This window comes from Pseudomonas sp. P4_B3 (assembly GCF_056402295.1).
In genome coordinates this window covers 111,739-124,543 of sequence record NZ_JBFUHR010000002.1, presented here as the reverse complement: position 1 = coordinate 124,543, position 12,805 = coordinate 111,739, and the positions used below count along the sequence as shown (strand labels likewise).

Sequence of the window (12,805 nt, the reverse complement as noted above, 5' to 3'; positions counted from 1 at the left end):
TTTTGTTAAACGCTTCGCTGCCTGTGCAGCTGGTACATGCCACGCTTTTCAACCTAAGCATTCAATAGCGGTCGGCCCTGTCGCTTTCGATGGCTTCAGCCGCAACCAGCGTGTTACGCATCAGACATGCCACCGTCATGGGGCCGACGCCCCCAGGCACAGGTGTAATGGCCGCTGCGACGGGGCTGATCGACTCGAAATCGACGTCTCCCACCAGTACCGAGCGCCCGTCCTTCTCGACACGGTTGATACCCACGTCGATCACGATGGCGCCCGGCTTAATGGCCTCGGCGTTGATGAACTCGGCCTTACCCATGGCAACGACCAAAATGTCAGCCTGCCGGCACTCGGTGTTCAGATCACGGGTTCTGGAGTGCACGATCGTCACGGTGCAGTTTTCCTGGAGAAGCAGATTGGCCATCGGCTTGCCGACAATGTTCGACCTGCCCACGATGACTGCTTTTTTCCCGCTCAGATTACCCAGTTGGTCCCTGAGCATCATCAGGCAACCCAGCGGTGTGCATGGAACGAGAGAGGCTTTGCCCTGGCCGAGCAGTCCGACATTGATCGGGTGAAAACCGTCGACGTCCTTGGCAGGATCAATCGCGGTAATGACTTTGGATTCATCGATGTGGGCGGGTAGTGGCAACTGCACCAGGATCCCGTGGACATAGCGATCATTGTTCAGTTTGTCGATCAGTTGCAGTAAATCGGCTTGCGAAGTAGTGCTGTCGAGCAAGTGTGGAAATGAGTCGATACCGGACTCCAGCGCTGTCTTCATTTTCGTTTTGACATAGACCTGGCTGGCAGGATCCTGACCGACCAGCACCACAGCAAGACCCGGAGCTCTGCCGCGTTTTTCGCGAAACGCCCGCGCACCTATGGCAACTGATTTGCGCAGCGTTTCGGCAAAACCCTTGCCGTCAATGATATGGGCCTGGGGGCTTAGGGTTTGATCCAATAGTTGAGTCATCTTCATCTTGTCCTATCCTGTCAGCGGTCAGAAAAAACGGCATTCAAGCCTTCAGGCGTTGCCCTTTGAGTCATACAGGCAGCCACGAATCATCTTTGCCGGATATGTTTCACTCAATATCTGCACGGCAAGTTCCCTTTCCCAGAGCCGCTAGCTCCTCCGAAGAGGCAACCCAATGCCATCTTTTGAGAGGGTGGTTGGAAAACACCGTCGCTGGCGATCAGGGCAGGTGCGGTGAATGCTAAGGTGGTTGAGTAGCCGCTACAAACGATGTATACGGCCTATATTTATAAGTAGGGCTAATGGGAGATTGTCCATGTCTTTGACCAACCTTCAGCTGAACTGGCTGCGAACGTTTGAGTCGGTAGGTCGTCATTTGAGCTTTTCCGCGGCGGCCATCGAGTTGAACATGAGTCAGTCGGCAGTCAGCCAACAGATCAAGTTGCTGGAGCACAAGCTCGGCAAGCCGCTTTTTCAGCGTCAGACCCGTTCGATTCAACTGACCGTATCGGGCCGAGCGTACCTGGCGGTGGTTCGAGAGGGCCTCTGGCACATGCATCAGGGCATGAACAATATCTTCAGCTCGGTGGCGCAGGGCGTTCTTGAGATCAGCGTGAACAACTCCTTCGCGCAGCTCTGGCTAGCACCGCGAATGGAGCGATTTGCCGAGTTGTATCCGCAAATCTCACTGCGCATGTATGGCGTGAACTGGGAAGCCGATGCGCCGCCGAGTAGCGCAGAGCTTGAGATACGCTACGGCTCCGGCAACTGGCAGCAATATGATGTCCAGCAACTGCTTTCCACCGAATTGCGGCCCTACTGTTCACTGGATGTTGCGGCCAAGCTGCGCAGCGCGGGCGGCTTGCTGAGCCTGGCGCTTATCGACGTACTGGGTACGCCCAACGGTTGGAGCGATTGGCTGGCCTCAAATCCCCAGGGCGAGGCGGAGAACTACCAGCGGTTCTATGTGGACAGCTATGCCATTGCCGCCAGCATGGCGATCGAGAACGCGGGTGTGTGCCTGCTCAATGAGGAACTGGTCGAGAAGTCCAGGCTTCGCGGGCAACTCGTTTCTCCGCTGGATCAGAGCATCGAGAGCCTGGCGGGGTTCTATTTGCTCAAACCACTTAGCAAACCCCTGTCGGGAGCAGCCCAGGCATTTTGTACCTGGCTGGAATCTGAACTTCGGTAACGAATTAGCTCCGCTTATTAATCAGTGATGGATACATCGTTTGTTGCGACGTCAGAAGCGCTCGTAGCATGGGCTCCAGAGGCACGATTCAATGCCTGGAGGCTGTGATGCAACGCGATACAATGGAATTTGATGTTGTTGTAGTGGGTGGCGGACCTGCTGGGTTGTCCACCGCGATTCGCCTGCGGCAACTGGCGCTGGAAGCAGGTCGAGAGCTCTCTGTGTGTCTGGTGGAAAAGGGCGCGGAGATCGGTGCGCACATTATGTCCGGCGCGGTGTTCGAGCCTTCAGCTCTCAACGAATTGCTTCCCGAATGGCGCGAGATGGGTGCACCGCTGCAAACGCCAGTGAGTTCGGACGAGATTTATTATCTGTCGTCGTCACGCTTGTCGATCAGGATGCCGGGTGTCTTGGCTCCCGAGACGATGCATAACGAAGGCAATTACATTGTCAGCCTGGGGAATGTCTGCCGTTGGCTCGGTCAGCAGGCTGAAGCACTGGGCGTGGATGTTTTTGCCGGTTTTCCCGCCGCTGATGTTCTGTATGACGAGCAGGGACGAGTCAAGGGCGTGGTCACTGCTGACATGGGCGTCGATCGATCCGGCAATCAAAAAGGTAGTTTCACCCCAGGTATCGAGTTGATTGGCAAGCAGACGGTGTTTGCTGAAGGTTGCCGAGGTCACTTGGGCAAACAATTGATCCATCAATATCGGCTCGACGCTAATTCTGATCCTCAGCATTACGGTCTGGGTATCAAAGAGGTCTGGGAGATTCCGGCCGAGCAACATGTCCCGGGCTTGGTGATTCACAGTACCGGGTGGCCCTTGACCGTGAGTGGCGCCCAAGGTGGCGCTTTCATGTATCACCTCGAGAATCGCCAGGTCGTGATCGGCCAAGTCGTTGACCTCAACTACCGCAATCCATTTCTCTCTCCTTTCGACGAGCTGCAGCAACTCAAACACCATCCGCTCTATGAGCAATTCCTGCGGGGTGGATCGCGCATCAGCTACGGTGCCCGAGCGATTGCCAAAGGCGGGCTGCAGTCGCTGCCTAAGATGCATTTTCCGGGTGGTTTGTTGATCGGTTGTGACGCTGGCACTTTGAATTTCGCCAAAATCAAAGGCTCGCACACGGCGATGAAGTCCGGAATCCTGGCCGCGGAGACAATCTTTGAAGCCCTGGTCGTCGATGAGGCGGTTGGTCAGGATCTGGCAGACTATGCGATCCGATTCAAAAACTCCTCCATTCATGAGGAATTGCACCAGCAGCGTAATTTTGGCCCCGCATTGCATCGCTTCGGCAGCTTGATCGGCGCGGCTTATGCGTGGTTCGATTTGAACCTGCTCAAGGGGAAAACACCCTGGACCCTGCGTGACACGCGTGCCGATTACTCGACCATGATGCGCGCCGATCAAGCGAAAGCCATTGACTACCCCAAACCGGACAATGTGCTGAGTTTCGACAAGACCTCTTCGGTTTATCTGTCTAACACCAACCATGAAGAAGATCAGCCCTGCCATTTAATACTCAGGGATGGGCAGGTGCCGATCGCTTTCAATCTGACGACCTATGCCGAACCCGCGCAGCGCTACTGCCCGGCCGGGGTGTACGAGGTGGTTGAGGATGCGGAGCAAAAGCGGTTCCAGATCAATGCGCAGAACTGTCTGCATTGTAAGACCTGTGACATCAAGGACCCGAGCCAAAATATTACTTGGCGCGTTCCCGAAGGAGGCGGTGGCCCTAATTACACCAGCATGTAAGGAAATCAGACGCTTCGCACATCGCGAGAGAGGGTTGTGAAAACGAGAGGATTGGATGGCTTTTAACCCGGCGTATGCCGGGTTTTTTTGCGCGCTGCACCAGTAATATGAATAAGTACACCTTATTCATGAGTGCTAGATAGATCGTTTGTAAGAGGTTATTGAGACTTATAGCATCCGTCTGAAGCAGTCATGGACTTATTCGGAGGTAGATATGAAGGTGCTGGTGGCGGTGAAGCGGGTCTTGGACGCTAACGTCAAGGTCCGGGTTAAGACGGACGAGTCTGACGTTGAGTTGAGCAACGTAAAGATGTCGATCAACCCCTTTTGTGAGATCGCGGTCGAGGCGGCGTTGCAGTTGAAGGAAAGCGGGCAAGCCAGTGAGGTGATCGCAGTATCCGTGGGGCCAGATGTTTGCCAGGAACAATTGCGTACAGCGCTGGCCATGGGGGCGGACCGCGCCGTGCTGATCAAATCGGCGCGCGATCTTGAACCGCTGGCCATCGCCAAGTTGCTCATCGAAGTGGTCAAGCGCGAAGCACCCGGCATCGTGCTGTTGGGTAAACAGTCCATCGATGGGGACAACAACCAGACTGGCCAGATGTTGTCGGCTTTGATGGGCAGTTCTCAAGGCGCTTTCGCCTCGGATATCAAGGTGGTCGGGGAATGGGTCAACGTGACCCGCGAAGTCGACGGAGGCCTGGAAACCCGGAGCCTTCGTCTGCCTGCCGTGATAACTGCTGACCTGCGCTTGAACGAGCCACGCTACGCATCGCTGCCCAACATCATGAAGGCCAAGAAAAAGCCTCTGGAAATTATCGAGGGCACTGAGCTGGGGATCGACATTGCTCCACGGCTGAAAGTCATCAAGGTGAGTGCACCTCAAGAGCGCAAGGCAGGTGTTCGCGTGAGTAGCGTTGAAGAACTGGTCCAAAAGCTGAAGAACGAAGCGGGGGTGATCTGATGGCTGTTTTGTTGATTGCTGAGCATCACGATGGAGTGCTCAAGCTGGCAACCTTGAATGCATTGACCGCCGCTGCACGCCTTGACGCGTCGGTTGAAGTTCTGGTCGCCGGGAAGCATGCCGGTCGCGTTGCGGAAGAAATCGCAACCTTCACCGAAGTCAATCAGGTGTTGATCGCTGATGCCCCTGCCTACGCTGACCAAGGTGTCGAAAACGTGGCGGCACTGATAACTGAGCTGGTGACAACGTCGGCCTACAGCCATGTGCTGGCCGCTTCAACCGCTTTTGGCAAAAACCTGTTGCCACGCGTAGCGGCGTTGCTCGACGTGGCCCAGATCAGCGACGTGGTGGAAATCATTTCAGCCAGTCGCTTTGTGCGTCCGTTTTATGCCGGCAATGCCTTGGCCACCGTTGAAAGTGCTGATCCGGTAAAAGTTCTGACGGTACGCACCACGGCATTTGCGGCAGCAGAAAAATCCGCAGCCAGCGCTGCTGTTACAGCTCTCACACTTGCCCACGAAACTGGCCTCTCCAGGTTCGTCAGTGCCGACTTCAGCGTGTCTGAGCGGGTCGAGCTGACCTCCGCCAAGATCATCGTTGCGGGTGGTCGTGGAATGGGCAGTGGGGCGAATTTCGCCCTGTTGGAAAAAGTTGCCGACAAGCTCGGCGCGGCGGTTGGAGCATCCCGGGCCGCAGTCGATGCCGGGTTTGTTTCCAATGACATGCAGGTCGGCCAGACCGGCAAGATCGTCGCGCCACAGCTGTATATCGCTGTGGGTATATCGGGTGCCATCCAACATTTGGCGGGCATGAAAGATTCAAAAATCATCGTTGCAATCAACAAGGATGAAGAAGCACCGATTTTCCGTATCGCCGACTACGGCCTGGTTGCTGATCTGTTTGACGCCGTCCCCGCGCTTGAAGCTGCACTGTCTTGAGGAGCCTGAAATGAATACAAAGCGTACCTACACCTTCGCATTCGATTGTCCTGACCGTGTAGGGATCATCACCCGCACCGCTGGGCTGTTTGCCAGCCACGGCGGTTGGGTTGAAGAGGCCTCTCAGTTCTCGGATGAAGAAAGCAACCGCTTCTTCAGCCGTATGGTGGTGCGGGCCGATTCGCTGCCCTTTGATATGGAGGCGCTACGCCGCAAGGTTGAACCACTCGCTCAGGAAATGACCATGAACTGGCGGCTGGTGGACAGTGATCAACGCAAACGTGTGGTGTTGATGTGCAGCAAAGGTTCGCACTGCATGACGGACTTGCTGGACCGCTGGAAGACCGGCGATTTGGTCTGTGACATTGCTTGCGTGATTTCAAACCATGAAGACCTACGCAGCCTGGTGGAGTGGTACGGCATTCCTTTCGAATACGTACCGGTAGACAAGGACAACAAGTCAGCAGGGTTTGCCCGGACCGAACGTTTGATCGATGAATACCGTGCCGACTGCATCGTATTAGCGCGGTACATGCAAATTCTTCCGCAAAACCTGTGCGAGAAATACCGGCACAAGGTCATCAACATCCACCACAGTTTTCTGCCGTCATTCATTGGTGCCAAGCCTTATCACCAAGCCTCTCGACGCGGTGTGAAGCTTATCGGTGCTACCTGTCACTACGTCACCGAAGAGCTTGATGAAGGGCCGATTATTGAGCAGGACGTTGCACGGGTCAGTCATGAGCAAACAGTCGATGACCTCGTCAGGCTCGGCAAGGACGTCGAGAAGACCGTACTGGCGCGGGGGCTTCGAAACCATCTTGAAGACCGCGTGCTGGTGTATGGCAATAAAACCGTCGTTTTATAACCCAATCATCGAGTCGGTTGCCGCTTTGGGAGCCGGCCTTGGAGTTTCATATGAGCAATAGCATTCCGAGCTCAGCTCGCGTAGTCATCGTCGGTGGTGGGGTTATCGGTTGCAGCGTCGCCTATCACCTGACCAAATTGGGCATCAAGGATGTGGTGTTGCTGGAGCGCAAGACGCTGACCTGCGGTACCACCTGGCATGCGGCCGGCCTGGTGCCGACTCTGCGTGCGACATACAACATGAGCATGCTGGCCAAATACAGTGCCGGCTTGTACGAAGGTCTTGAGGCGGAAACTGGACAGGCGACTGGCTTTGTCCGCAATGGTTCGCTGAGCATCGCCACTCATCAAGAGCGTTTCACCGAGCTTAAGCGTGGCGCCTCTATGGCAAAGTTGTGCGGCTTCCCTTGCGAGGTGGTGAACCCTGAGCAAGCGCTGGATCTGTGGCCGCTACTGAACATCGATGACATCGTCGGCGGTGTTTATCTGCCTTTGGACGGCGTAGTGAATCCGGTGGACGTGACCCAGGCGTTGGCCAAGGGAGCTCGCATGGGCGGTGCGCGGATCATCGAGAACACCCAGGTTCTGGACATCAAGATCAAGGACGGGAAAGCCGCAGGTGTGGTGACCGCTCAAGGTGATATCGACGCCGAGTTCGTCGTTAACTGTGCCGGTATGTGGGCACGCAATTTTGGCAAGAAGGCCGGAGTCAACATCCCACTGCACGCGGCGGAGCACTTCTATGTCGTGACCGAGCCGATGCCGGAAATCAACGGCATCATGCTGCCCACCCTGCGCGACCTGGACAACTACAACTACTTCAAGACCGACGCCGGCAAACTGTTGGTGGGTACATTCGAGCCGAACGCCAAACCTTGGGGCCACGAAGGGATTCCCGACAGTTTCTGCTTCGACGAGCTGCCCCCTGATCTTGACCATCTTGAACCCTATCTTGAAGCGGCCATCCGCCGTATTCCGGCAATGGAAAAAACCGGTCTGCAAGTATTCTTTAATGGGCCAGAAAGCTTTACTCCGGACGATCGCTATCACTTGGGCGAGGCACCGGAACTGCGTAACTATTTTGTCGCTGCCGGTTTCAACTCGGTCGGCATCCAGTCGGCAGGTGGCGCCGGTAAAGTGCTGGCCGAGTGGATCGCCAAGGGTCATGCGCCGATGGACCTGTGGGACGTAGATATCAAGCGCAACCTGCCGTTCCAGGGCAACTCACAATACCTGTACGACCGCACCACCGAAGGCCTCGGTTTGCTCTATGCAATGCATTGGCCATTCCGTCAGTTTGAAACCGCTCGAAACGCCCGTAAGAGTATCCTGCACGATCGCCTCGTAGCGGCAAATGCCTGCTATGGCGAAGTGGTCGGCTGGGAGCGCGCAAACTTCTTCGCCCCTGAAGGCGTGAAGCCTGAATACGGATACAGCTGGGGCAAGCAGAATTGGTTCGACTGGTCGGCTGCCGAACACCTGGCAGTGCGCAAGACCGTGGGATTGTTCGATCAGAGTTCCTTCGCCAAAATTCTGGTGCAAGGACGTGATGCAATGTCAGTGATGAACCGCATCTGCAGTAACAATATCGATGTCGAACCCGGCAAGATCGTTTACACCCAGTGGCTCAACGAGCGCGGTGGTATTGAAGCGGACCTAACCGTAACACGGTTGGAGAAAGATTCTTTCCTGATCGTCACCGGCCCATGGACACAGACCCGTGAATTGAATTGGCTGCGCCGCAATACGCCGGCTGAGGCCAATGTGGTGATCACCGACGTCACCTCATCCATGGCTGTAATTAGTATCATGGGTCCCAACGCCCGCAATCTGTTGCAACCACTTACCACGGATGACCTTTCCAATGAAGGGTTCCCGTTCGCGACCTCGCGAGAGATCGAGTTGGGCTACGCCCGAGTACGCGCCTCGCGGATCACTTACGTGGGTGAGCTGGGCTGGGAGCTTTATATCCCTACCGAATTTGCCCCTGATGTGTTCGACCGAATCGTTGCCGCCGGTGAACCGCATGGTCTGAAACTCTGTGGCTACCATGCGTTGAACTCGTTGCGCATCGAGAAGGGTTATCGCCACTTCGGTCATGACGTGATGGAGGAAGACACCCCGCTGGAGGCCGGTCTGTCCTTCGCTTCTGACTTCAACAAGGCGGGCGGTTTTATCGGCAAGGAAGCGTTGCTCAAGCAGAAAGCCGAAGGCGTTAAAAAACGTATGGTGTTGTTTAAGTTCCTGGACCCCGAGGCCACCAGTTACCACGAGGAGCCGATCTTCCGAAACGGAGAAATCGTAGGCCGCACCACGTCCGGAATGTACGGTCATTTCATCGGCGGCAACGTGGCGATGGGATATGTGTGTAATGACACAGGTGTGAGTGCTGATTGGGTCAAGGAGGGCAAGTATGAAATTGAAATTGCGGCGCAAAAATACGAGGTCGAAGCCAGCTTGCGCGCTTTCTATGATCCAGAGATGACAAACATCAAGTGCTGACAAGCTAGCGCTGGCCTGTCCCGGTGAATGGGACAGGTGAGCGTGACTAGCAGAAAAAAACTGGTCGATTAAATCGCAGCGGCTGTTGTATGGCCGCTGTGTACCGATGGGCTTGGCAAGCGCTGAATAAATGGCTGCACAAGTAAGAGTCGAACCCTAACACCTATGAGGAAATTCAGTGCCATGTCGACGCTGGTGTATCTGGGGTTGGGCAGTAATCAAGAACGGGAATTGAACCTGCAGTATGCACTGGATTTTCTTTTTGCATTACTGAGTGATGGGCGATGTTCTCCGGTGTACTCCTCCGCGCCTGTGGGTGCACGCGGTTGTACCTTTTTCAACCTGGTGATGTGCGGGAAAACCGATCTATCGCTGGAACAACTCTCTCGAGTGATAAAACGCTTCGAGTCGAAATACCACCGTCAATGTAAGCCATTCCTGGTCATGCCTATTGATATTGACGTGCTTCTGTACGGCCGTTATGTCGGTGAATTCAAGGGGGGCGTTTTGCCAAGACGTGATCTTGTCGAAAGTCCCTACGTCATGCTGCCGATCTCCATGCTTGCTCCGCACGATACTCACCCCGTTTCCGGGGTGACGTTCAGCGGCATCTGGCGGGAAATTGAGCATCAAATAGTCGGGCGAAACCGACCGGTGATGGTGAAGGCTTCGGAGCATATCAAGACGGTCCCGCCCGCCGTGCCGTCAATTCAGCATGCCGACTTCGGCGTTTCTAAATCCAGCTTTTCATAGGCGATATTGCGCCTGCTGGGGTTGAAGTTGCGCCCGAATGGGCACTGCATCCCCATAGACCGTCGACCTGTCTGGAAAAGTGGCCTCTAGTTTCCATTAACTAAGCGACCACAGGAAAGCAAAACACATAGACTCACCGCTATTAGAGCGAGAGGGAAAGATGCAGATCAGAGGTGAGCGTGCAGCCACTGCGTGTGGGTTAGTGGCGGTAGCGATGTGGAGCACTGCCCCCGGGATTTTAAGGAGCGTCAGCGAAGTTTTCGGCTCATTGGGCGGTGCGGCAATGATCTTTTCAGTGGGTGCACTCATGCTTCTTGGGTTTTTGGGACGACCGCAGTTGCGTTCGACATCCAAGTTTTATCTCATAGTGGGAAGCGCCATTTTTGTTGTGAACGAGGTATGCCTTTCTCTCGCTCTAGGCTTTGCCAGCAATCGAATACAAGCAATCGAGCTTGGTGTGGTGAATTACCTGTGGCCTTGTCTGACCGTTCTGCTTGCCATCATCATGAACGGACAAAAGACACGCTGGATCATCGTTCCAGGTACGCTGCTGGCTCTTTTCGGCATCGTGTGGGTTGTGAGTGGCGATGGGGCATCACTGCCTCGCCTCGTTTCCAATGTTGAGTCCAACCCTCTCAGTTACAGCCTCGCATTAGCGTGCGCGATTACGTTTGCTTTGTACTGCAATGTCACACGAAAGTATGGGGGAGGGGAGAATCTTGTCGTTTTGTTTTTCATTTTAACAGCGGGCGTACTTTGGCTGAAGTACGCTTTTAGCAGTGAGAAAATTTCCGCTTTCACTATCGGCAGCAGTTTGGAGCTGATTGCCGCTGGCAGCGCTATGGCAAGTGGTTATGCTCTATGGAACGTTGGTATTTCGCGGGGAAATCTCACGTTGCTAGCTACCTTGTCGTACTCCGCACCAGTCTTGTCATCGGCATTCGCGGCTGTATGGCTGGGGGTCGATTTAAAAGCGCAGTTTTGGCAGGGCGCGCTGCTGGTAACTGCCGGTTCACTCATATGCTGGCAGGCGACACGACAACTTACAAACTCAGCTGACTGCTGAAAACTCATACCCTCGATAGTCTAGGTGGAACCCATCCGCCGATCTCGCCACTAACGGCCCCTCCAAAGGGCCCCGAACCGGATATTCAATACTCTAGGTTATGGTTAAGCACACAGATCCAGACATGACGCTGCTGAAAATGCCGTCTTTGAAAGCCGTGAAGTCATTCGTAGCAGCTGCCAAATATCAGAGCTTTACGCGTGCGGCAGAAGCACTGTGCGTTACTCAAGCGGCAATCAGCCGTCAGATTCGGGAGCTTGAGGCGTACCTTGGGGTAGATCTCTTCAAACGGGTGGGTCGAGCGGTCGAGCTGACGGAAGCCGGATCCATCTTTTTTGATGCGGCACAGATATCTTTTGTCAACATTTCCCAAGCGGCGGAACGTATTCGCTCCCATAACTCAGGCAAGCGCACCTTGACGCTTTGCTGTTCTCCAGCGTTCTCAGCACTCTGGCTCGCAGCCAAGCTGCCGGTGTTTTTTACGACGAACGCTGACATCGATCTCAACTTGGTGGCTACTCAAAACTTTTTGTCGATGGAACCGGGTGTGACTCCGGACATCTTCATCACCAAGATGGCCATGATCCAGGATGGCTACCGTAGTTATCCGTTGTGCCATGATGTCATTTACCCGGTGTGCACACCTCGTTATAAAGAGGAGCATCCTGAGCTATCCAGCCTGGAAGAATTACGCGATGGGGTTTTGCTAAACCTCAGCCCGTATGGCAGATCCCAAGTAGCGGAGCACGTTGACTGGGGCGTTTGGTTGGCCTATCACGATGTTGATATCAAGAAACGACCCCACGATAGCCCTCACGTTTTCAACGCGAATGACTACAACCTCGTGATAAGTATGGTGTTGACCCATCAGGGCGTCGCCCTGGGATGGAATCACCTGGTTGCAAACCTGATCGAAAACGGCACGCTGATTCGTCCGATCGAAGAAGAAGTAGTTCTCCATGAAAGTCAGCACTATCTGACAATTCGAGAAGACCGGATCAACGACGACGCCTGTTGCCGGCTACGCGATTGGATTCTCGCCCAGTTTTCATGAGCTGTTTAGAAAATAGAAATACTGACTGAGCAGTGATTCGGGGTGCGAGGAGCGGGGAAGTTTGGGTATGCCGGCGGTGATCATTCGTGGTTCTCATCACCGGCAGGTTTGCACTTAGCCGACAGATCTTAACGGGATCCTGTCATTGAGCTGCTCAAGCATCGTTTTGCAGCACTTATTATCAAACTGACACACACCATTTCGCTGGCCACCGACAACGGCCTGGCTCGAAAGCTGGCGAGCTGACACCCACCTGTGCGCCCTCAACCAAGGTGCGATCCTGGTCATTGGTTGCAAACCAAACCTTGGTCAGGCGATTGATGTCGTATACGCCGAGACTTACCTATTCTTTGAAGAAAATTTTTACGGTGTGTACGCCCGTTTTCTTGGCAAAGTATCCCGGCGACTCTGTGCTTTCAGGGTTATCGGCCATGCCGCTGCTGAACCTCAGTACGCACCACTGGCGCGCTCGGCTACCGGACAGGGTGAGGCCACTGAAGAGGTGGCCTGTCAGAAGCTGACCGAGTTGATAGCTATGGTTCGCAGGCGTTGTTCCGAACTCGACTGCGCAGAAATAGCCGATGCTTGCCTTGGCAAACTTTTGGCCTGCGCCCCTGTGGGGAAGGATGGAGTGTGGCCAATGAGGTTGTTCGCGATGTTATTGAGGATCTGGAATTCGAAGAACTATCCCGTGGCGCTCATACTGAACTCTACAACTCCCGTGGTGCGCATTGGC

The 12,805-nt window shown here is 54.7% G+C and carries 10 protein-coding genes; 9 read left to right on the top strand and 1 reads right to left on the bottom strand.

Annotated features, from left to right (window positions below):
• Positions 1–61 precede the first annotated feature (61 nt).
• Positions 62–979 carry a bifunctional methylenetetrahydrofolate dehydrogenase/methenyltetrahydrofolate cyclohydrolase FolD gene (gene folD, locus AC1DWG_RS02605; protein ID WP_477787200.1) on the bottom strand — a complete coding sequence of 306 codons (918 nt, stop codon included), beginning with the start codon at positions 977–979 and terminating at the stop codon, positions 62–64.
• A 310-nt stretch (positions 980–1,289) separates the two neighbouring features.
• On the opposite strand from folD, the gene AC1DWG_RS02600 reads away from it, so the two are divergent.
• The 9 genes from AC1DWG_RS02600 (at position 1,290) to AC1DWG_RS02560 (ending at position 12,069) form a co-directional block, all read left to right on the top strand.
• Positions 1,290–2,165 (top strand): LysR family transcriptional regulator, encoded by an 876-nt coding sequence (locus AC1DWG_RS02600; RefSeq protein ID WP_477787199.1) that lies wholly within the window; start codon positions 1,290–1,292, stop codon positions 2,163–2,165.
• A 107-nt stretch (positions 2,166–2,272) separates the two neighbouring features.
• On the top strand, positions 2,273–3,925 hold the full coding sequence (locus AC1DWG_RS02595; protein WP_477787198.1) for an electron transfer flavoprotein-ubiquinone oxidoreductase: 1,653 nt from the start codon (positions 2,273–2,275) through the stop codon (positions 3,923–3,925).
• A gap of 214 nt (positions 3,926–4,139) precedes the next feature.
• Complete coding sequence (locus tag AC1DWG_RS02590; protein ID WP_477787197.1) at positions 4,140–4,889, top strand: electron transfer flavoprotein subunit beta/FixA family protein; 750 nt, start codon at positions 4,140–4,142, stop codon at positions 4,887–4,889.
• On the top strand, positions 4,889–5,827 hold the full coding sequence (locus AC1DWG_RS02585) for an electron transfer flavoprotein subunit alpha/FixB family protein (protein WP_477787196.1): 939 nt from the start codon (positions 4,889–4,891) through the stop codon (positions 5,825–5,827). Before AC1DWG_RS02590 ends, AC1DWG_RS02585 begins: the two co-directional genes overlap by 1 nt.
• 10 nt (positions 5,828–5,837) lie before the next feature.
• On the top strand, positions 5,838–6,695 hold the full coding sequence (gene purU, locus AC1DWG_RS02580) for a formyltetrahydrofolate deformylase (protein ID WP_477787195.1): 858 nt from the start codon (positions 5,838–5,840) through the stop codon (positions 6,693–6,695).
• Positions 6,696–6,745: 50 nt separating this feature from the next.
• Positions 6,746–9,196 carry a GcvT family protein gene (locus tag AC1DWG_RS02575; RefSeq protein WP_477787194.1) on the top strand — a complete coding sequence of 817 codons (2,451 nt, stop codon included), beginning with the start codon at positions 6,746–6,748 and terminating at the stop codon, positions 9,194–9,196.
• A 183-nt stretch (positions 9,197–9,379) separates the two neighbouring features.
• Complete coding sequence (gene folK / locus AC1DWG_RS02570) at positions 9,380–9,949, top strand: 2-amino-4-hydroxy-6-hydroxymethyldihydropteridine diphosphokinase (protein WP_477787193.1); 570 nt, start codon at positions 9,380–9,382, stop codon at positions 9,947–9,949.
• A 160-nt stretch (positions 9,950–10,109) separates the two neighbouring features.
• Positions 10,110–11,015: an aromatic amino acid DMT transporter YddG gene (yddG, locus tag AC1DWG_RS02565; protein WP_477787192.1), complete on the top strand. Its 906-nt coding sequence runs from the start codon at positions 10,110–10,112 to the stop codon at positions 11,013–11,015.
• Between the two features lie 100 nt (positions 11,016–11,115).
• On the top strand, positions 11,116–12,069 hold the full coding sequence (locus tag AC1DWG_RS02560) for a LysR family transcriptional regulator (protein WP_477787191.1): 954 nt from the start codon (positions 11,116–11,118) through the stop codon (positions 12,067–12,069).
• Positions 12,070–12,805: the final 736 nt, after the last annotated feature.